The 20,875-nt window shown below is 46.3% G+C and carries 19 protein-coding genes; 6 read left to right on the top strand and 13 right to left on the bottom strand.

What is annotated here, in order from left to right; genetic code table 11:
- Positions 1-369: 369 nt before the first annotated feature.
- A complete protein-coding gene (locus QUB52_RS10240) occupies positions 370-582 on the top strand; it encodes a hypothetical protein (RefSeq protein ID WP_332966254.1) in 213 nt (70 codons plus the stop codon).
- Here QUB52_RS10240 and QUB52_RS10235 read toward each other — a convergent pair.
- The 6 genes from QUB52_RS10235 to QUB52_RS10210 all read right to left on the bottom strand — a co-directional run bounded on the left by QUB52_RS10235 (position 555) and on the right by QUB52_RS10210 (position 5,739).
- Entirely contained in the window at positions 555-1,328 is a 774-nt protein-coding gene (locus QUB52_RS10235; protein ID WP_332973101.1) for a carbon dioxide-concentrating mechanism protein CcmK, read from the bottom strand. The two genes, QUB52_RS10240 and QUB52_RS10235, sit on opposite strands and share 28 nt — an antisense overlap.
- A gap of 204 nt (positions 1,329-1,532) precedes the next feature.
- Positions 1,533-2,198, bottom strand: a complete 666-nt coding sequence (locus QUB52_RS10230; RefSeq protein WP_332973100.1) for a carbon dioxide concentrating mechanism protein — start codon at positions 2,196-2,198, stop codon at positions 1,533-1,535.
- A 388-nt stretch (positions 2,199-2,586) separates the two neighbouring features.
- The gene (locus QUB52_RS10225) at positions 2,587-4,236 is read right to left on the bottom strand and encodes a ribulose bisphosphate carboxylase small subunit (RefSeq protein ID WP_265233209.1); all 1,650 of its coding nucleotides are present in this window, start codon (positions 4,234-4,236) and stop codon (positions 2,587-2,589) included.
- A gap of 148 nt (positions 4,237-4,384) precedes the next feature.
- Entirely contained in the window at positions 4,385-4,690 is a 306-nt protein-coding gene (locus tag QUB52_RS10220) for a EutN/CcmL family microcompartment protein (protein ID WP_265233210.1), read from the bottom strand.
- A 284-nt stretch (positions 4,691-4,974) separates the two neighbouring features.
- The gene (locus QUB52_RS10215; protein WP_006635058.1) at positions 4,975-5,316 is read right to left on the bottom strand and encodes a carbon dioxide-concentrating mechanism protein CcmK; all 342 of its coding nucleotides are present in this window, start codon (positions 5,314-5,316) and stop codon (positions 4,975-4,977) included.
- 111 nt (positions 5,317-5,427) lie between these two features.
- A complete protein-coding gene (locus QUB52_RS10210) occupies positions 5,428-5,739 on the bottom strand; it encodes a carbon dioxide-concentrating mechanism protein CcmK (protein WP_006635059.1) in 312 nt (103 codons plus the stop codon).
- 625 nt (positions 5,740-6,364) lie between these two features.
- On the opposite strand from QUB52_RS10210, the gene QUB52_RS10205 reads away from it, so the two are divergent.
- The 3 genes from QUB52_RS10205 to QUB52_RS10195 all read left to right on the top strand — a co-directional run bounded on the left by QUB52_RS10205 (position 6,365) and on the right by QUB52_RS10195 (position 11,603).
- A complete protein-coding gene (locus tag QUB52_RS10205; protein ID WP_265233212.1) occupies positions 6,365-8,239 on the top strand; it encodes an NAD(P)H-quinone oxidoreductase subunit F in 1,875 nt (624 codons plus the stop codon).
- Between the two features lie 421 nt (positions 8,240-8,660).
- Positions 8,661-10,175: an NADH-quinone oxidoreductase subunit M gene (locus QUB52_RS10200; protein WP_265233213.1), complete on the top strand. Its 1,515-nt coding sequence runs from the start codon at positions 8,661-8,663 to the stop codon at positions 10,173-10,175.
- A gap of 261 nt (positions 10,176-10,436) precedes the next feature.
- Positions 10,437-11,603 (top strand): CO2 hydration protein, encoded by a 1,167-nt coding sequence (locus tag QUB52_RS10195; RefSeq protein ID WP_265233214.1) that lies wholly within the window; start codon positions 10,437-10,439, stop codon positions 11,601-11,603.
- A gap of 182 nt (positions 11,604-11,785) precedes the next feature.
- On the opposite strand, the gene QUB52_RS10190 is transcribed toward QUB52_RS10195, so the two are convergent.
- From QUB52_RS10190 to QUB52_RS10180, 3 genes are all read right to left on the bottom strand, one after another.
- Positions 11,786-12,505: a PHP domain-containing protein gene (locus tag QUB52_RS10190; protein ID WP_332973099.1), complete on the bottom strand. Its 720-nt coding sequence runs from the start codon at positions 12,503-12,505 to the stop codon at positions 11,786-11,788.
- Positions 12,506-12,596: 91 nt separating this feature from the next.
- A complete protein-coding gene (locus QUB52_RS10185) occupies positions 12,597-14,999 on the bottom strand; it encodes a bifunctional serine/threonine-protein kinase/ABC transporter substrate-binding protein (protein ID WP_332973098.1) in 2,403 nt (800 codons plus the stop codon).
- A gap of 407 nt (positions 15,000-15,406) precedes the next feature.
- Complete coding sequence (locus tag QUB52_RS10180; RefSeq protein ID WP_265233217.1) at positions 15,407-16,642, bottom strand: HetZ-related protein; 1,236 nt, start codon at positions 16,640-16,642, stop codon at positions 15,407-15,409.
- A gap of 522 nt (positions 16,643-17,164) precedes the next feature.
- Here QUB52_RS10180 and QUB52_RS10175 point away from each other — a divergent pair.
- Together QUB52_RS10175 and QUB52_RS10170 are read left to right on the top strand one after the other, a co-directional pair.
- Positions 17,165-17,341 carry a hypothetical protein gene (locus QUB52_RS10175; RefSeq protein ID WP_332966248.1) on the top strand — a complete coding sequence of 59 codons (177 nt, stop codon included), beginning with the start codon at positions 17,165-17,167 and terminating at the stop codon, positions 17,339-17,341.
- Between the two features lie 71 nt (positions 17,342-17,412).
- Positions 17,413-17,775, top strand: coding sequence for a DOPA 4,5-dioxygenase family protein (locus QUB52_RS10170; RefSeq protein ID WP_332973096.1), 363 nt, complete (start codon positions 17,413-17,415; stop codon positions 17,773-17,775).
- A gap of 74 nt (positions 17,776-17,849) precedes the next feature.
- On the opposite strand, the gene dtd is transcribed toward QUB52_RS10170, so the two are convergent.
- The 4 genes from dtd to QUB52_RS10150 form a co-directional block, all read right to left on the bottom strand.
- On the bottom strand, positions 17,850-18,305 hold the full coding sequence (dtd, locus tag QUB52_RS10165) for a D-aminoacyl-tRNA deacylase (protein WP_332966246.1): 456 nt from the start codon (positions 18,303-18,305) through the stop codon (positions 17,850-17,852).
- 131 nt (positions 18,306-18,436) lie between these two features.
- Entirely contained in the window at positions 18,437-19,606 is a 1,170-nt protein-coding gene (locus tag QUB52_RS10160; protein WP_332973115.1) for a CobW family GTP-binding protein, read from the bottom strand.
- A 321-nt stretch (positions 19,607-19,927) separates the two neighbouring features.
- On the bottom strand, positions 19,928-20,068 hold the full coding sequence (locus QUB52_RS10155; protein WP_332973095.1) for a hypothetical protein: 141 nt from the start codon (positions 20,066-20,068) through the stop codon (positions 19,928-19,930).
- Between the two features lie 37 nt (positions 20,069-20,105).
- Complete coding sequence (locus tag QUB52_RS10150; protein WP_332973114.1) at positions 20,106-20,507, bottom strand: fasciclin domain-containing protein; 402 nt, start codon at positions 20,505-20,507, stop codon at positions 20,106-20,108.
- Positions 20,508-20,875 lie beyond the last annotated feature (368 nt).

Genomic DNA, 20,875 nt, shown 5'->3' with positions numbered 1-20,875 from the left:
GAGTTTGAACAAGCATCTAAAGTGTTGGGAACTTCACATTTATGATGTCGGCGGCACGGTGTCGGTTATTGAGTGGGGTCAACTTTCAGGATTGCTTGATTGTGGGGAGTAATTCCTTTGTACTCTGTGTTGAGTTCGACAGTCGTTAATCTGTTGAAACAGCATCCATTTATACCAAGAGTAACTCTTGAGTTATTCCCGGAAATCTATCCAAAACAGGATTTAGGTCGATCTTAACAGCAGTTAAATCATGTTGAAAGAGTCTGCTCGTCGGCTGGATTTAATTTATGAGTTCGATTGTTTACCCGATGGCTTACGCCCCGCTACGCTACGACTTTCGATCAACATTCTAGTTTGCGTTGGTGCTCTGTGTCTCTCGATGCAGGTGCGATCGGCACGGGTAGCCAAATTAAGCTTGACGCGCCCCATCGGTATAAATTGGTGCACGCATTTCTCTTGAGTAAAATTTATATCCTGTTTAGCAACTTCATCTCAGTATTTCTAGCAGCAAGTATTGACAAAATTTTGCTGGCTAATTACATACAAATTACCGATTACCGCTCGACTTCCTCTTCCACATAAACTCTCAATTTCTCCAAATCGGGAAGTTCGATCAATTCTTTTTCCTTTTGCTCAACAGAGATTGGCATCATCACAGGTTTGCGGTGTTCTATCCAGCAACTCGCCAGCGGCAAAGTTTGTTCCAAATCTTCCAAAGGCCTCGGAATTACCATCACCGCGTTCAACTCGCCAATGCGTTCAGCTTCGTACATCCCGGCTTCTACGGCTACTGCGACATCTGCGACGGCACCGCGAATAATTGCCGTACACAAACCGGCGCCAATTTTCTCGTAGGCGGCCAAGTGTACGTCTGCGGATTTGAGCATAGCATCGCAAGCGCCGACCATTGCCGGAAATCCCCGCGTTTCGAGCAAACCGATCGCCTGATTACTCAGCCGCGAATAACTGCCACTTTCGGAGAGTTCAGTCAGCCGAAAGCCGATCGGCAAAACCACTTCCAAATTAGCCAAAGGTCTAGCAATCACCAACTTAGAAACAAACTGTCCGAACTGTTCGGCTGTCTGAGCTCCGGCTTCCACAGCCAAACGCACGTCCGAAATTCTGCCCCGGACGATCGCCGTACAGTGACCGGAACCAATTTTTTCGTATCCTACTAAAATCACCCCCGCCGACTTCAGCATCATGTCAGCAGTCCCGACAATTGCCGGAAAACTTTTGGTAGATACCAAGCCCAAAGCAGTGTCTTTGAAATATTCCTGGCGCTGCGAGCTATCGGGGTCAGTTTTACGATCTATTTGTCCGTCCATCTTCAATTACCTTTAGAAACTTCTCAAAATTAAAATTTGTGGATAATTTTAGTTTCTCAGATGACAAGACAGACTGCACGAGCTGCCAGACACAGATTTCTGCAGCAAAGCCTTAAAAATTGCTGAGCTACCAATAATATAAGATTACCTATTTATATTTTTTGATTCTGCCTTCAGCATAGCTGCCTTTTGCCGAAATGAGGGCTATCCAGAACCGCCCGATAAAGTTTGACCGTTTTCTTGCGATCTATTAAAAGCTTGTCGGTGCGGAAACAGCGTCCCCAGCAACTGATTGATGTGAGCTTGGCCGTACAGAATAGTTGGGGTATCTGCTGGTTGGGGCTGGTCTGAGGCAGCGTCTGAAGGCTGTTCTGGAGCCGTCTCCGGCGGTGTTTGAGGCGGTGTTTGGGCGGGTTCTGGCTCAATCGGTCGATCGACTGGCGGTTCAACTGGTGGCGTACTGGCTTCGGGAGTTTCCGGTGCCGGTGCTGTTTCTGCGGTTGCTTCTGCTGGTACTTGGCGGCTGGTATCTCCGATCAGAGAACCTGCTGGCAAAATTTGCAGTTTGTCGATAGAAGGATTAATTAGGGTTGTCGCCGCGCCTATACAGGCATTTTCGCCGATCGTCCCCGCACCTACAACCAACACTCCTGCACCCAGAATCACGCCCGCTGCGATTTCGAGAGTACCTTCGCGGGCGTGAAGGATTACTCCCATGCCGATACAGGTACCGGCGGCGATCGAGATCCGACTTCCCGGATCTGCTTGTAGGATGACTCCTGGGGCGATCGCCGCACCCTCATTCACAACTACATCGCCACTCATCAAAATCTGAGAGTTGCTACTTAATTGCAGTGGCGATAAATACATTCAACTTTACCATGAAAGGAGCTATTTTTTTAGATAAAAGGACTTTAATTTATGGGTTTTATTGACGAAAGAAAATTTAACCTTATCCATCAAACAAGCGAGAATTTACTCATACTGAAAAGCTCCATCGAGACTGAATCTAAACCTAATTACGCAGGATTAACACTGCGTACCTTACCCATATAAGTAACGCATCAAACCTTTTTTGCCTAAGTTTTGTTCGGGCTTTAAGATTTTCTATAAAGTTTGAGAAAATCCTAAAGTTTGCCCAAAAATTCTCAATCGAGTTGTCTAACTCTCTCAAACCAAACTTGAATCCCAGGGCTGGTTCTCCCATTAGCCCAACGCGAGCACTTAACGGGAGAAACAAGCTAATTACCAGGCATTCTTAAGGGCGCTGGATGATTTCTTCGAGTACGCGGCGCTTGGCCTTGGAGTCGATACCGAGCAAGCGGACGTAATCGCCGCTGTGTTCTGTCATACAGCTTTCGAGAGCCGAAATTACTTCGGATTCGCGGTTGGAGTCGATCGGCGCGCAACTGCTCCAGGAACCGGTGCGGAAACGGCGCGGGTCGGCGTGTTCTGTGCCAATTTTGTAGCCTTGGGAGAGCAGGTTGCGGATTTGGTCGATCGTCTTGCCGGTCAAGATGCCGCTGCTGGCGACCGCACCTGTGTAAGCTTCTTTAAATTTCCCTGGTTTGAATCCCGATGTTGCAGCCGACTTAGCCGATTGAGCAACCGGGCCATCGGGACGCTGAATAATTTCTTCAACTATGCGGCGCTTAGCTTTCGGATCAATTCCGATCAAGCGCACATACTCGCCCGTATATTCCTTCATCACAGCTTCCAAAGCAGCGATCGCCTGAGATTCGTTTTTGACTTGCAGCGAAGCCCCACTTTGCCAAGAACCAGTACGGAAGCGACGCGCGTCGGCGTGTTCCGTCCCCACTTTATAGCCTTGAGCTAGCAAGCCGCGAACTTGAGCCACTGTTGCGTCGCTCAATTTGCCACTTGACGCAGAAGCTTGTGCAACTTTACCGCTACCGTTAGATTGGTAAGTTTTCGCACCGCTAGAACCGTTAGAACCATTAGAGCCATTGTCTCCGGGTCTTTGGACGATTTCTTCTAGTACGCGGCGCTTGGCTTTGGTGTCAATCCCGATCAAGCGGACGTATTCTCCTTGGTGGTCAGCCATGCAAGCTGACAAAGCCGCGACTACTTCAGATTCGCGGGTTGAGGAAATTGGGCCGCAAGTGCGCCAAGAACCGGTGCGGAAGCGGCGCGCGTCGGCGTGTTCGGCTCCCACGCTGTATCCTTGCGCTAGTAAATTGCGGATGCTATCGGCTAGAGAAGAACTCAATTGGGTGCCGGTTTGGGTAGAATAATTCATTTGAGTGATATTTGAGTTTTTAGCTTGCTCGTTGCGAATTGGTGCTAGACAAGCGATGTTGTCAGCGCAGCGATAACCCGTTCTCAAAGCGTCATTGATGCCAATGACGTGGGTCGCAAATTTAACATCTGAATCAAGAACATCTGGCAGGCGATCGGCTTGCTGCTGATTAGTGATGATGGCTCCCGAAGGTATATATTTACCTGGGGGAATCTCCACATCTTGAATTAATACGTGCATCATGACAATGCAGCCGTTGCCGACTCTGGCATTGAACACCGTAGAGCGAAAGCCGATAAAGCAATCCTCGCCCACGTAGGCTGGGCCATGAATTAAACTCATGTGGGTGAGGGAAGTATTTTTCCCCACCCATACGGAATAGGATTTGTCATCGTCTCCTGTGACTCGGCCTTGTTCTAGGCCGTGAATCACTACTCCGTCTTGAATGTTGCTTCCTTCTCCGATATAAAACGGAGTGCCTTCATCGGCGCGGATAGATGTCCCGGGGGCAATCATCACATTTGAACCGATATGTACATCCCCAATAATGTTAGAAAAGGAATGTACGTAGGCGGTGTCGTGAATTTTCGGCTCAGCCAAGTTTTTCGACCAAGGCGTCGGGGGAGCCGCAACGCTGCGGACTGCCATAAATTAAGTTCTCCTAAACTGAAAAAAAATTGTCAGTTGTTCTTTGTTAGTTGTTAGTTGTTAGTTGTTCACTGTCAACTGTTCACTGTTAGCTATTAGCTGTTCACTGTTCACTGCCAACTGTCAACGGTCAACTGTCAACTGTCAACTAGCGGTATGGGTCGTCTTTTTTACTGTAAATGAGGCGATTTTCTACATTGACAGTATCTATAATGCCTACTACTAGAGCATCGATCGGACGATTTTCGCTGCCTGGGGCTATCCTGGCTGCGCTGCCGCGGGTCACTAAAACCCATTCATCGATACCAGCGCCCACACAGTCAGCGGCTACCTCATATCCGGGAACTGGCGAACCTTCTTGATCGATGAATTGCAGCAGTAGAAATTTCGATCCTCTCAGCGTCGGCTCTTTTTGGGTACTGACAACTGTGCCGAGAACTTTGGCCATTTGCATTTTAGGTAATAGGTAATAGGTAATTGGTAATTGTCATTCTTTTGCCGTCACTTGTCTTTTTTCAATTAGCTTTATTCAGTCTCATGTCTTCATTTTAGAGTTTTTCGTCTAGTAACTAATGACTAATGACTAATGACTAATGACTCGTGACTTATGACTAATAACCAATATCTCATGCCCACCTCAATTAAAAATTAAAAATGCTAAATCAAAAATATCGCGATTTTTAATTTGTGATTTTTAATTTTTAATTACCAAACGCCCCTAACAGCCTCGTGCCTATCTTAAGATCTGTTGAGGGGGCGAATGCCGCTCACGCCTTCGCGGAACTGTTCTACAGCTTCGGTGTAGCGAATGGGTAGCACGTACTCCAAGTTTTCGTGAGGGCGGGCGATAATGTGGGTGGACATCACTTGTCCGCCGTTAACGCGCTTCACTGACTCTACTCCAGCGGCGACGGAAGCTTGCACTTCCGAGACATCTCCTCTGACAATGACTGTAACGCGAGCGCTACCGATTTTTTCGTAGCCGACCAAGGTGACGCGGGCTGCTTTGACCATCGCGTCAGCAGCTTCTACCACTGCGGGGAAGCCTAAAGTTTCGATCATGCCAACTGCAATTGCCATTGGTTTTACTCCTGATTGAATATTTGGGTAACTAAACTGTAAATTTTTGACGATCATCGCACTGCTTTTCGTCCAACTTTTGGTCAAACGAAATTTCAGCGCGCTAAGAAATTAGTAGCCTCGGAACTGCTCTACTGCTTCTGTATAACGAATGGGTAGAACGTATTCTAGGTTTTCGTGGGGGCGAGCGATGATGTGGGTAGAGACGACTTCTCCGCCGTTCACCCGCTTGACGGATTCCACTCCTGCTGCCACTGAGGCTTGGACTTCCGACACGTTGCCGCGCACAATTACGGTGACGCGGGCGCTGCCGATTTTTTCATAGCCCACGAGGGTAACGCGAGCAGCTTTGACCATAGCGTCGGCAGCTTCCACAACAGCGGGAAAACCTTTTGTCTCAATCATTCCCACGGCAATTGACATTTTTGAATCTCCAAGTTGAGGATTAGTGGCATTACCGTTACAAATCTTTGAGAAATCTAAAAATTTGGACGGGGAGGCCCACATTATTTAGGAATGCAGTGTAAAGCTTCCTATCCTTATAGAATAGGGGAATCTGTCCACCTTGACAATATAAACTAACATCATAATGTTTAATAACAAAAATTAAAATTTTTTATGTTACTTAAAATAATTTAATATTTATTTAATAATCTTAATATATGCCGGAGTAGATGCGGGCGGCCAGCTTGCAGTCAAGTGAGTACAAATACCTGTAAGGTAGAGTTCGGTAAGTGAAGGCGAGACCGATCAGTGTCGATGAAATTGGGGATTTCCCATGAGGGATCACCAATAAATAGGCAAAAAAGACAGTCTGGGCCAATCGGCGGGCATTTTTTCTGTGAGTGCTGATTCTGAGAAGCTTGTAATTTTGTAGGGAGAAAATTCTCAGTTTTGATGCTTTCATGTATAGTGAATTTTAGGTGCAAATTATTTTGCCAGAACTATTAAGATCTGGTTTAGTCAAATTTTTACGGTGTGGCGCGATCGCCCGGAACTGCCTTTGGATCGAGGCAGCGAGTAATTTAAAATTTCAAGGATCAATTAAATGACCGAATTTCTCCTCCAAGCCTGTTGGTGGGTGCCTTTATATGGCTTAATTGGCGCAATTTTAACATTGCCGTGGTCTACAGGAACCGTTCGCACCACAGGGCCGAGACCCGCAGCTTACTTCAATTTGCTGATGACTGTGTTGGCTTTCATCCACGGATCGGTTATTTTTCGAGCAACTTGGGATCGACCCCCCCAACAGTTGCTCGTACACTGGGTGCAAGCAGCAGACTTAAATTTGTCTTTTGCCATCGAAATCTCCACCATCAGCGTCGGAGCAATGGAGTTAGTTACAGTTCTGAGTTTGCTAGCACAAATTTACGCGATCGGCTACATGGAAAAAGACTGGGCGCTAGCTCGATTTTTTGGGCTGCTCGGTTTTTTTGAAGGAGCAATTAGTGGCATTGCCATTAGCGACTCGCTGCTGCTAACTTACGCTTTGTTGGAAGTGCTGACGCTTTCAACTTATTTGCTAGTCGGGTTTTGGTACGCTCAACCGCTGGTAGTAACGGCGGCTAGAGATGCGTTTTTAACAAAGCGTGTAGGAGACGTACCGCTGCTGATGGGAGTAGTGACGCTTTCTACTTTAGCGGGAAGTTTGAATTTTTCCGATTTAGAAAAATGGGCGGAAACTGCCACTTTGTCTCCTTTGGTAGCGACTCTTTTAGGTTTGGCTTTAATCGCTGCACCTACAGCCAAGTGCGCTCAATTTCCGTTCCATTTGTGGCTGGACGAGGCGATGGAAGGGCCAAACCCGGCTTCGATTATGCGGAATACGGTTGTTGTAGGTGCTGGCGCTTATATTTTGATTAAACTTCAGCCTGTTTTAGCGCTGTCGCCGGTGACTGGTGTGGTGTTGGTCGTTTTGGGTGCGGTGACGGCTGTTGGCGCTTCCTTGGTGGCGATCGCCCAAATCGACATCAAAAGAGCCTTATCGCATTCTACCAGCGCTTCTATGGGTTTAGTGTTTATCGCGGTGGGACTCAATGAAGTAGACATTGCTTTGCTGTTGCTGTTCGCGCACTCGATCTCCAAAGCACTATTATTCATGAGCGTAGGGTCAATTATTCTCACAACCAACACTCAAGATTTAACAGAAATGGGAGGGTTGTGGTCAAAGATGCCTGCCACGACAATGGCTTATTTAGTAGGCGCTGCGGGGATGGTAGCACTATTACCGATGGGTAACTTTTGGGCGATGCGGCGCTGGCTCAACGGTTTTTGGACAGTGCCCTTGTGGTTGGTAGTTGTATTGCTTTTGGTTAACTGTTTAACAGCGCTAAATTTAACTCGCGTATTCGGTTTAGTGTTTGCCGGAAAACCGCAGCCGAAAACTCGCAGAGCTCCAGAAGTCGGTTGGACTATGGCATTACCGATGGTAACTTTGACCGTAATCGGGCTGTTAGTGCCTTGGATTTTGCAACGGTGGCAACTGTTAATTAGTTGGACTGGGCCTTGGGCGAAAACCTGGGATTTTGATACTTTAAATTTGCTGTTGAAGACTCTAAATGTTCCGCTTTTAATGCTATCTGGCTTGATTGGCGTTGGGATTGGGGTGGCGATTTATTGGTACGGGGTTTTACCTAGACCGGTACGGCTGCCGCTGCCGGCGGTGCAGGATTTGTTGGCTTACGACTTTTATATCGATCGAGTTTACGGCTTGACTGTGGTTTGGGCCGTGGCTTCTATTGCTAAACTCAGCGCTTGGACTGACAAGTACGTGGTAGATGGGGCGGTAAATTTGTTCGGTTTTGCCACAATTTTCAGCGGCGAAGGGTTGAAGTACAGTGGCACCGGTCAGTCACAGTTTTATGTGTTGACTATTGTGGCGGGGATTACTGCGTTGTTGGGGCTGATTGTTTGGCAGTTTTGAACCGCAGATGTCGGCAGATGAACGGGGATAAACGCAGATGAATTGTTTTGAGTTTGTCTGCTTCTTTTCTAGTTTTATTTAATGTCAATCGGTCACAATTGTGCAACCGGAATTTTCCCACCGGGTAAAATTTCGGGTAGTGAAATTGTGTCGTAGTGCGATCGTCCTCGCTCGCGAGTATTATACACCTCGCTCTTCGGGGACGATCGCACTCCCAGAAAAAATATTTTTTGCATAAATGAGATGCTCCCATTTAATTGGAAAATCTTATCGATCGCTAATACTTAAGGTTATAGGACGATTACCGAGACATTGGCATCTATCTTAACAAGAAAATTGACCGATCGCTTTTTTATGCAGTTGCTTTGCGTTAATGTTAAATATAGTTATCAAAGCTGCGTAACAAGGGAAGTTTTAATTGATGCTCAGTGCTTTAATCTGGATACCAATGTTGACCGCTGCTCTAATTGGGTTCTGGCCCAGTGCGGTAAGTTCTAAAGTAGTTCGGAATGCCTCTCTCGTCATGTCGGGCGTGACTTTTATTCTCTCGGTGATTGTAGCTGCTCAATTTGATATCAGTACGAGTCAGTTGCAGTTTTCGGAATTTGTTCCTTGGCTCGATGCTTTGGGATTGAATTACAATCTAGGCGTTGATGGTTTGTCTCTGCCTTTGGTGATTTTAAATACTCTACTGACAGGGGTCGCTATTTACGCTACGGATGACTCTATCCGCAGACCTCGACTTTATTATTCTTTGATGCTGTTAATTAGTGGTGGAGTCACGGGGGCTTTTTTATCTCAAAATTTGCTGCTATTTTTCCTGTTTTTTGAGGTAGAATTGATTCCGCTTTACTTGTTAATTGCGATTTGGGGCGGCGAGCGCCGGGGTTATGCTGCTACTAAGTTTTTAATCTATACTGCATTTTCTGGCATGGTGTTGCTGGCTTCTTTCTTGGGGGTAGTTTGGCTCAGCGGTGCTTCTAGTTTCGATATGGTTGGTGCAGCGGGTGCATCGCATTTACAAGGTGGATTGCCTTTACCTTTGGTGAGGCAACTTGTGTTGCTGGCTGGGGTGTTGTTGGCTTTTGGAATTAAGATTCCTTTGGTACCTTTTCATACTTGGCTGCCGGATGCTCACGTAGAAGCTTCGACTCCTGTTTCTGTGCTGTTAGCGGGGGTTCTGTTGAAGTTGGGAACCTACGGGATGCTGCGCTTTGGTTTGGGTTTGTTCCCCGATGCGTGGGCGGTGGCTGCACCTTGGTTGGCGAGTTGGGCGGTGGTGAGTGTGCTTTACGGGGCTAGTTGCGCGATCGCCCAAAAAGATATGAAAAAAATTGTAGCTTATAGTTCGATCGCCCACATGGGCTACATTTTGTTGGCCAGCGCCGCAGCTACTCCAATTAGTATGCTGGGAACTGTGTTGCAAATGGTTAGCCACGGTTTAATCTCGGCGCTGCTATTTTTGAGTGTCGGGATTGTTTACAAAAAATCCGGCAGTCGCAACATCGATGTGCTCAAAGGTTTGTTCAATCCCGATCGCGGTTTGCCGATGATTGGCAGTTTAATGATCCTTGGCGTGATGGCGAGTGCCGGCATTCCGGGGTTGGCGGGATTTATTGCTGAATTTTTGATATTTCGGGGCAGTTTACCAGTGTTTCCCGTGCAAACTTTGCTCTGCATGATCGGCACTGGTTTAACTTCAGTCTACTATTTAATTATGGTCAACCGTGCCTTTTTCGGTCGCCTTTCCGATTTGGTGGTGAATTTGCCACAAGTGCGGTGGCGCGATCGTATTCCTTCGCTGGTTTTAGCAGTAATTATCGCCATCATGGGAGTGCAGCCTGGTGTTTTAGTGGCTTTGAGCGAGAAAACTGCGATCGGCTTAGTATCGGCTGTGCCCGCGCAAGTTCAACAAGTTGCTCACAACTTGGAGTGAAATCTTCCATAGGTTCGTAGTGAGGACTTCCGTCTTTATAAACTTCTGAGGACTCAAGTCCTCACTACAAACATTTGGGAGCATCTCCGGCATTGCAAAAAGCATTTATTTTACAGTGCGAGCGTCCCCGATCGCGTGCATTTACTGCCGCTCGCGAGCGGGGACAGCACTCTTAATGCAAAACACAGATGCTCCCAAACATTCTTTTGAATTCTGATTTGGTTGATAGGAAAACAGTTATTCAATTAAGGTTCAAATCAAATGACAAGTACCGTATTAAAACCCTCTGCCCATCCTCTATCCGCCTACATTGACATCTTGGAGTCAGGCAAAGCTTTGCTTCCAGAATCAACGGACAATGTAGTAGAAGTAGTCGGCATTCTCAAAAGTTACGGTGTGGTTCTAGATGCCTACTCCCTCAATCTTAACTACATCGCTGAAGAACAATTTTTAGTGCTTTTCCCGTTTTTTAAATATTTCAACGGAGAAGTGAATCGACCGAAATTAATCCGCTATTTGTGGCACGACCGCATTAATTTTGAGTATGCTGAGTATGTGATGAGAACCATGCTTTGGCACGGCGGTGGGGGTTTGGACACTTATTTGGATTCCCCGGAATTTAGCAGTTTGGTCGAAAAGGCGATCGCAGCTAAGTTAAAAGGCAATTTTTTCATGCAGGGACTGCACAAAGTTTTCCCTAATTTTTTGCCGGAACAAGTGCGGATGCTGGCTTACTACACCGGGCTTGGTCAGTTTTGGCGGGTAATGAGCGATTTATTTATTGATATGTCCGATCGCTACGAAGCCGGGGAAATTAAGTCGATCGCTGACGTAGTTGATTTTACCTTAGCAGGTTTGGTGGGTGCCGCCAGTCTACCAATCACCTACAGCGTCAAGATTGGCGATCGAGACTACGATATCATTCCAGCCTCGGCGGGCTTGACATTTTTAGCAGATGTAGCAGTGCCTTATGTAGAGGCAATTTTCTTTCGTGGAACAGCATTTTTTGGAGTAGTTTCATACAACGCCCAAGCGCACCAAATCCCCGAAGAACAAAAAGATTTTGGCTACGGGGCTTTATTTGCTGACCCTTTGCCGATCGGAGGTGCAGGGATTCCGCCGACTCAATTGATGCAAGATATGCGGCATTTTCTGCCGGATTATTTGCAAGAAGTTTACCGCACTAGCTGTCGCGGCGAAGATGATGTGCGCGTGCAAATTTGCCAAAGTTTTCAGAAGTCGATGTTTTGCGTGACGACAGCGACTATTTTTGGTTTAGCACCTCATCCGATGAACACCTCAGATCCAGAGGAAAAAAAGGCTAATCGAGCTTATTTGGAAGCTTGGATGGATCGATTTCCAAATTCTCGCTTGGATTGGGCAAATCAGCCAACTATCAGGGCTTGTCAGTTGTTCCCGGAACGGTAGTCAGTTGTCAGTTGATAGTTGACAGTTGTCAGTTGTCAGTTGTCAGTTGTCAGTTGTCAGTTGACAGTTGACAGTTGACAGTTGAGATTTGTCATTCCAATTCCCAATTCCCAATTCCCAATTCCCAATTCCCAATTCCCAATTCCCAATTCCCAATTCCCAATTCCCAATTCCCGAATTATCTAGATTCGGACTAAAAGACTCAGGCCATGAGAATCAGTTCCGCAAGTTCCCAACAAACCATAAGTTTCAGCTAAATCTTTGACTAAAGCAGTTTGTTTGGGACTCGGTTTCCAAGGATTGGGATTAGCATAAGCATAGTAAATTTCTACACCGTCAATGCCAAGACGGGCTGCTTCTGGGATTAGTTTATCTGCTGTGGATCGATACCGGCAAGGATGTGCTAGAACTGCTAAACCTCCTGCTTCCTGAATCGCTTCAATTACCCTGGCTGCGGCATAAGAGGCGTGGCCTTCAGTACCTTTACCTCGCAAGTAAGGTTTGAGGCTGGAATGTTCCGGATCGAAAGCGTAAGCGAGAATGTGTACATCGTTGTTGAGCAATGCCGCATTAATTTCAGCGCCTGTCCAAAAACTAGGTGCTGCGGTAGTGCTGTCGGGATGGTTTAGTTTCCAATTATCCAGCCAAATTTGAGCTTGAACGTAGCCTTTGGCGCTGTGGTGGTCAGTGATAGCAAAGCCTTTCAAACCACCTGCGATCGCAAGTTCCATCAATTTCTCAGGCTGCAATCGCCCGTCTGAGTAAACTGTGTGCATATGGAAGTTATAGGAACCCGGACAGCTATCGGCATCAATTGTCTGCAAGACTTGTTTGAGTGCCCAGATATTCTGGGCTTCTGGTTTGAGGCTAGAACTGGTGGAGGGAGCGAGATTGACCGCCATAAGCATTATTATAAAAAAAACTAGCTTTGTTCACTATATCTAATTTTTTGTTTAAATGTTGGGGGCTGATACCCACAGGCACTGCAAAGCGTTAGTCGCATTTTAAGCCTGCGGCTGCGGCTGTGGGAAATTCGATCGGCACAAAGGTAAGACCAAATTGTTCTCTAGAACACAGAACAATATGCGCCACTCGTTTCGGAGGGTTTTTGCGATTTCCAGTCGTCGAGTCAAACTCAATTATACCCGTGGCTCCGTCAGCTTTGAAATCAGGAGAGGCTAAGGTTTTTTGCATTCCTTCGCGGCTGGGTTCTGGCTGCATTTCGAGGGCTTTTATCAGCGTCTTGGCTGCATCGTAGGTTAAAGCCGATCGAGTATTGACCGGGCCTCCCCACAATTTTTCAGCGTTGACTGGAAACTTTTTGTCAAAACTAATTGTCGGATGCCAAAACACGGATATGCCCAGTTTTTCAATGGATTTTAGCTGTTTTGCTACTTTTAGCGTTCTCGGCTCGTACAGCGTCCAGGGCCCGACAATCCAATTGCGATCGCCGTTAGCTTTAATCATTTCTAGCGCATTTTCTACAGCCTTAGTAACTTGACCGTCGGGAATGACCAATATCGCCGTTTTTCCGGTTTTCTCAACTTCTTTGATTGCTGATTTAGCGTTGAAATCATTTTTAGATAAGTCGTAATAATTACTGAGTCTAAAAGTCGAACCTCCTTGGGCTTCAAATTGCTTTTTGAATTCTTCCCACAAAGAAGCGCTGAACGGACTGTTGGGATTGTAAAAAACTGCAACTTTTTTCTGACCTACTGAGAGCAGTTGATTTACTAAACCTTCAGCTTCTATGCTAGTTGTCGGAGCCGTCCGAAAGAAAAATTTACGAGGTTTGCGTGTTAGTTCTTCTGTTGTGCTTCCCGAAGAAAGGGCGACCAGTTTATTTTGATTGTAAATATCTACTGTTGCCACGGTCATGTCGCTGGTGTAGTGTCCTATGACTGCTAGAATATCTGGCTGAGCGACTAGGTAATTTGCCCTTTGAACTGCGTAGGATTTGATATTGCCATCATCCGCAATGATGACTTTGAGACCTTTTCCTTTGATAGCTTTTGGTTCGAGAAATCCTTGACCTGGAAAATCTTTATTGCTGTCATTTGCAGCGAGGAGACCTAAATTTACTTCGGTTTGAGCTTGAGCAATGCCGCGCAGCAGTTCTTCTGCTAAATTGGCGTTAAGAATGCTGCCGTCATCCTTTCTGCGGATGGGAACAACAATTGCGATCGTGTAATAGTCTGCCTTGATTGTCTTTAGCAGAGCATTGTTGATGTAAATTAAAGTTTCTGGGTCTCTGCGGTCTTCTCGCCAGGACTGTTTGAGCAATTTTAAAGCTTCTGAATAATTAGAGTCTGCAAATTCATTAATTCCCCTTTGTTTTGGCCAAATGGCGAAGGTTTGTACTAGGAGTTTTTCACCGGAACTTACACCATCAGCGGAGGGTGTAGGCTGCGTTGGTGGCGGGGAAATTCTGGGGATTAGCGGGGAAATTCTGGGGATTAAAAGTACGATCGCCAATCCGACGCAAATTCCCGCAACGCCTAACAGCGGCCAGCGAAAGCGCACAGGTTTGGGTGACTTGGGCTGTTTGTCGATCGCCTCCAAGTCTTGCAAAACTTCAGAAACAGATTGGTAGCGCTCTTGAAAGTGGAAGCGCACCATCCGGGTTAATATATTTTTGAAACGGTCGCTCACTTGTACCGCAGGGCGATCGGACGTGGAGTAATCCCAGACTATTTCACAAGTCTGGGGGTCTTGCGGGAGATTTGTGGGAACCTTCCCGGTAAGAGCTTGAATCACGATGATTCCTAGGGCGTAAATATCGTTATATGGTTGCGGGACAGACCGGGGATTGTATTGTTCGGCAGGCATATAACCGCTTGTGCCGATCGCCTGGGATGTTATTTCACCTGTAGAGTCAGTGGTAAAAGTGCTGATTTCTTTGACAGCCCCAAAATCAATTAAAACAATTTGTTTATCTGTTTTTCGCCGAATTAAGTTAGAAGGTGTAACATCGCGGTGAATAATATTTTCTTTATGGACTAACTTTAAAATTTCCAGAATTGCTCGCAACAAGGCGATCGCTTTCTCCTCCGTCCACTGTTTGCCTGAAGTGAGTTCTTCCTTAAGCTGATGTCCTTGAATATATTCTTGAACTAAGTAAAAATGATCGTTTTTTTCAAAGTCAGCGGATAATTTGGGAATGCACGAGTGATTGTCGAGACTGTACAAAGCGCTAGCTTCCCTTTCAAATTGCCGCCTTGCCATTCTTAAAACGCGCGGATCGTTCGATGACGGAAAAGGAATTTCCTTGACAACGCACACATTTCCGGGTCTGCTTAGATCGTTAGCCGTGTAGGTTCTAGCAAACCCTCCCCGTCCTAATTGAGCAATAATTCTGTAGCGTTCAGCCAGTATATCTCCGGGATTGAGACACATAAATTTTATAGTTTCTCTTGGGGCGCGATCGTTGATGCTAATTATAATACAAAACCTGGGTTCACTACTTCATTTATGGGACTTTGTGGTTGAAACTCATATGTTTCAACCTTCTCAACAAGAGGCTCTCCGGCCCGTTCCACAAGAACATTGAATTTTTGTGGAACGGGCCAGAAAGCCCGTTCCTACTCTAAAAAAAAATTCCCATGGATTACCTGGGAATCATAAATATTAAGAAAAATTAGTGCTGTTTTAATATATTTAATTAGCTCAAAATCTATCATAATCTAGCATCCCCATTTGGAGATTTGAGAGCGGACGACGGGGCGGGCATTCCGGTTCCGGTGCCACACCCGATCGCATTTTCCAAACTCAAGAAAACAGTTGCGTTCATGTTGGATCACCCATTAAGCTTGGCTGCTGTTGCGAGTCTGGCTTGCCAGATCCAACAGTTGTGCCCAGCGTTTTTGAACTTGTTTGGGAGTGCAGTTGAGCGCAGTGGCGATCGCCTTGTCGCATTCTTGATTCCGCTTCATTTCTAACAGTTGCTGCATTTCTGGCGACAGTTGAGCACGAAATGCTTCCCATTTGTCCGAAGTCATTCCCAGCTTTTGATCGACATCAGCACCCAGCCATTCGTGAACCAGTTTCCAGTTTTGAGTACGGGAAAATTTTTCGACGTGGTACTTAAACCGTTGTTGCAAGTAGTCGCGCTGGCGGGAAGATAAACCGAGAACGCGATCGATTTCCGAAGCCGAAAGGTCTTGCAATTTCAACATTAAGTAACTCACACATTCGGGCTGATTTTGGGCTTCCAGATAAGCGATCAATTCAGCGACAACTCGATCGCGCAACACAGCATCAGCCGGATCAACAGTTTCCGAAACCATTTGTTCGCGGACTTGTTGCAGCGCCGGAGAACGGCTGTACATTTCCGCATCTTCTCCCTTGCCGGATTCTACAGCCATTTCAATGTCGATCGCAGTTTCGGGAGGTTGGCCCTTAGCAAATCCTTGAGCGCGGAGCACAATCAGGCGTTGGCGATTGCGGCCGGGTAAACCGATTTGACGTTTGGCGTATTGTTCGGTGAAAGCCATGTACTCAGCCAATTCTAGCTGCGTGTGGGGAGTGTAGTTGAGATCCAGTTGGTGTTCGCGGCGGAAAGCGCGCAAAGCTTCGATGTAAAAGCCTTGCAAAAAGTCTTCAATCATGTTGTAGCGAGCTTGGAAATTCAAGTTCGAGCGAAAAGAAGCAACATGACGGTAAATCATCGCCGCGAGGTGAGAGTGCAGTTCGACGCGGCCTTGTTTGGAACCGAGGCGATAGAATTGTAGAGTTTTTTGCAACCGGTGTTCAGCCAAGGTGATTTGCCAAGCTTCAACTTCGCCGGAAACTTGGATGCGATCGCTTTTTTGGCAAATCCGTTCGACTTCCTTGGCAATCCGCATCGCCACTGCTTGAGCGCTGCGGCTGGATTTTTTCATTTCCGCTTGCAATTCTTTGAGGGCGAATTCAGCCAAAGCCAGAACATCAATGCTCGACACTGTATTGATTTCGGCGGTTTGTTCGGAGGTGGCCGGAATGAAGTTGAGGTTAGAAGCGGTGTTGCAGTTGACGGTGTTGGTGGCAGTTTTGACAGTCATGGCGTTTATCCGGTAGTAGCGTAAGCGGGCAGGGAGTGAGGCGACAGTTGCTCGCGGTTTCGCTTGCTGTGCTGATTCAACTCTCTATGTATTGAATATAGGGAAATACAGATAGGCACAGTGATGCCAGTGTTCCACTCTCTCATGCAACAGTTTTTGGCTACTGAATTTGATTCTAAGCGCTGGCTGTGGGAGATATATTTTATTACCCTTAAATCCTTACTGTACAAGCATTCTGAGCTGTAATTATGGTACGGCGATCGCGACAAAGATGGACGGTGTTCCGGGGCCGCTGAGTGGACAATTTACCAACTGGTCTTTTGAGGGGGTTTTCGGCGTTGGAGATTGCGGAATTGAGAGTCGGCAGAGTGTAGCGAACTGCACTATCTTCAGAACCTACGCCGCAGCAGTTGGGAAACCCGGTTAATCTGCAAATTTGTTTTTATGGCAGAAGGAAGAAGGAAGAAGCACAGTATTGTGTAGGGCGTGCACCGCCACCGATATCAACCTTTCAATCACCTCATGGGGAAACTGACGGAGTATTTCGCGTTTCCCCATGTCAATAATGTGCTGCGAGATGTGTACGGTATGGAACCGAAAGTGCTGTCGGCTGTTGGGGGAAGATGCGATCGCACTCGCCCCAATCAAAGCTACGGCCCGCGAGTGCGAACAACACTGCTGGCTGAATTTCGCACTTGAGCGCAAGTCAAGTTAACCTAAAGTTAACAGCCGTTTTGTGCAGATGTCGGCTCAATCACCCACTGCAAATCATGAAAGAAGACACCATCGAAATTGTTGATTTTCACGCCCATATTTACTTCGACACTGATAGCCGCGATGCTGCGGCCCGCGTGCGTGAAGGATTGAGTCGGTTTGAGGTACAGCTCGGGCGCTGGCATGACAAACCCATTGGCCCCCACCCCCAAGCGATGTATCAAGTTGCATTTTTACCGCAGCAGTTTGGCAAAGTCGTTCCCTGGTTAATGCTTCATCGCGAGGAACTAGATATTCTCGTTCATCCCGAAACAGGCGACGATGTTGAAGACCACACGGCACATTCTTTGTGGCTGGGAAAGAAACTAGAGTTGAATGTCGAATTCCTGCGACCTAAAACCACCAGCGCGAGTTTGTAGTCATCGTTCTCTGATTGCTATATGTAGAGCAAACACTGCTCTCGCAAGCACCGCCAGGGGTGTCTGCAAACAATTCACCCGGATTCTCTCTCTAATAACAAAGTCACCGGGCCGTCATTATCTATAGAGACTTGCATCTGAGCTCCAAACAGCCCTGTTTCGACTTTTAAGCCGCTGTGGCGCAACTTTTCGACAAATTTTTCATAAAGTTTTTCGGCGGCTTCTGGGGCGGCAGAGCGATCGAACGAAGGCCGCCGACCCTTGCGACAGTCGCCGTACAGCGTAAACTGACTGACAACCAGCAACTCGCCGCCGATGTCTTGTACGGACTTGTCCCAGCGGCCGCCGTCGCTAGCCGAGTCTGGAAACAAACGCAATTCTAGACATTTGCGAGCCATCCAGTCGAGTTCTGATTCGGTATCGGTGTTTGCAATACCTACAAGCAAGTTGAGTCCGCAGCCGATTTTGCCGACAATTTTACCGTTAACTTGGACTTGAGATGATTTGACTCGCTGGATGATCACTCGCATGGGAAATCAGAAGAGGAATTATAAAAACAAAGCCCGGTTTCTCGGATAACTCTTGGTTTTGGCCGCGAAGTCTAGACGAAATAAACCGGGTTTCTAGCTAGCACAGGTTTGTTATGCTTAGTTTTTAAGCTTTAGTTTTTCCCGAAACCTTTGCCGCGATTGGGTGCAGGCATACAGAGACAGTTTTCGATTTGCGATCGCAAAGTCTCAGTATCCAAGCCCTGACCGATCATCACAAGTTGATTTTTTGGCTCACCTTTCCACTCGTCATCGTCCATCGAAAATCTCTTGCCGCTCAAGTGAAAAATATGCCGTTTGGGACTTTCTTCAAACCACATAATCCCTTTCGCGCGAAACACGTTGGTTGGTAGTTGATTGTCTAAGAAATATTGAAATTTTCTTAGAGAAAACGGCTTGTCACTCTGGAAAGAAATTGAGGTAAATCCGTCATTTTCTAAATGGTCGGAGTGGTCATGATGGCTATGGTCGTGAGAGCTATGGTCGTGATGTTCGTGTCCGTGAGCGCTATGATCGTGAGCGCTATGATCGTGAGCGCTATGATCGTGATGTTCGTGTCCGTGAGCGCTATGGTCGTGAGCGCTATGATCGTGATGTTCGTGACTGCTAGGAGTTTCCTCAGAGAAATATTTCCCTGATTCAAACAATCCTATACTGAGGATGAGCGGTAGGGGAACTTCCGATTTTACTGCTCGCAAAATTCGAGCACCTTGTTTGACATCGCGAATCTTAACTTCCAACAAATCTAAATCTGCTTCTTCAACCAAATCTGTTTTGTTGAGGACAATAATATCGCCGTAAGCTATTTGACTGTGAGCTGCTTCAGAGTTGAACAAATCTAAGCTATAGTTGGCTGCGTCTACGACTGTAACTATCGAATCAAGACGGGTCAGGTCGCGCAGTTCTGTGCCTAAAAAAGTTAGAGCAACTGGTAGCGGGTCGGCGAGTCCGGTAGTTTCTACTACTAGATAGTCGAGTTTTTCTTGACGTTCTAAAACTTTGTAAACTGCATTAACCAAATCTTCGTTAATTGTGCAGCAGATGCAGCCGTTGTTCAGCTCAACCATGTTGTCGTCGCTGGTGACAATTAGTTCGTTGTCGATGCCGATTTCGCCAAATTCATTGACCAAAACTGCTGTTTTCAAACCTTGCTGGTTGCTCAGGATGTGGTTGAGCAGGGTTGTTTTGCCGCTGCCGAGAAATCCTGTAATGATGGTAACGGGTAAGCCGTGTTTGGGAGCGTCCATCGCCGGTGCTGTCTCGGACTGAGTTGTAGATTGCATAGCTTGATTGTCAAATAATGTCGATCGCACTTTCCTTGTGCTTCTCATTGTATCTTATTTAAGCCCAGCCCCCATCAACCCGGTTTCTGGGATAAATTTTGGGTTTGGAAGCATGGCATCTACCCATGAACCACAAATGGGCCCCAGAGTACGAAGGTGATTGGCTTACAGCCTGTTTTCTGGGTAAATCCAGCAGTGACAATTTTGGGGCAGACAATCGCTTCGTGCGATCGACCAATTTCCCCTGCTGTATCATAGTTTTAAAATAATTTTAATTATCTAGCGGGGTAAACTGTTTATTTTGCAACCAAATAAATACACTCAATTAAAAGTAAAATACGGAACCCTAAAAAACTTGCCGTGTATATCTTCTTCCTTCTTCCTTCTTCCTTCTTCCTTCTTCCTTCTTCCTTCTTCCTTCTTCTTATCAATTAAAACAGGGCGGTAGCTAACAATAGCCACCGCCCTCAAGATAGTATTGCACTATCTAAATCTGTGCTTACGCAGGAAGCAAGACTGCATCAATAATGTGGATGACACCATTATCAGCAGCAACATCGGCTGTGGTAACGGTAGCATCATTGATTTTGACGCCATTGGAAGCATCAATTTTAATTTCTGAGCCTTCAACTGTCTTCGCAGATTTCAGCTTAGCCGCATCAGCAGCCATAACTTTTCCAGAAACGACATGATAAGTCAAGATTTTTTTGAGCTTAGGAATGTCCTTAAGCAGTGATTCTACAGTACCTGCGGGAAGCTTAGCAAAAGCTTCGTCTGTAGGAGCGAAAACTGTGAAGGGCCCAGCGCCTTTGAGAGTTTCTACTAAACCAGCAGCTTTGACGGCAGCAACTAGAGTTGTAAAAGAGCCTGCCGCAACTGCGGTATCAACGATATCAGCCAAGTGAGTCACCTAGGTTTTGTATTCTGTAAATCAATATAACGCTAAAAAGTTAATTTAGCTACATAATTTTTGATCTAGGTCAGTCAGATTTTCTGATATAAACTATCAGGTTTTTTATATATAAATAATTCACACAATATCTATCTAAAGATACATGAAATTATTCCGATTTAATAGTATGTTTTGTAAAACAATGTGTTTCTAAATACATGAGTCAGCCGATCGCACAATTCGCGATCGCCACTGCGGTGTTAAACGTAAATACAGGAAAGTAAATCTAGGGCGATCGCCTTTTTGATTAACTTGACAACACATTCAACATCGATCTTTGACAAGAGCGCACAACAACTTTTTTCTGCCGGGTGAGG

The sequence above is a fragment of the Microcoleus sp. A6-C6 genome (genome assembly GCF_036705955.1).
Lineage (GTDB): Bacteria > Cyanobacteriota > Cyanobacteriia > Cyanobacteriales > Microcoleaceae > Microcoleus.
The sequence above is the reverse complement of the archived record's forward strand: the minus strand, read 5'-3'. Positions and strand labels throughout refer to the sequence as shown.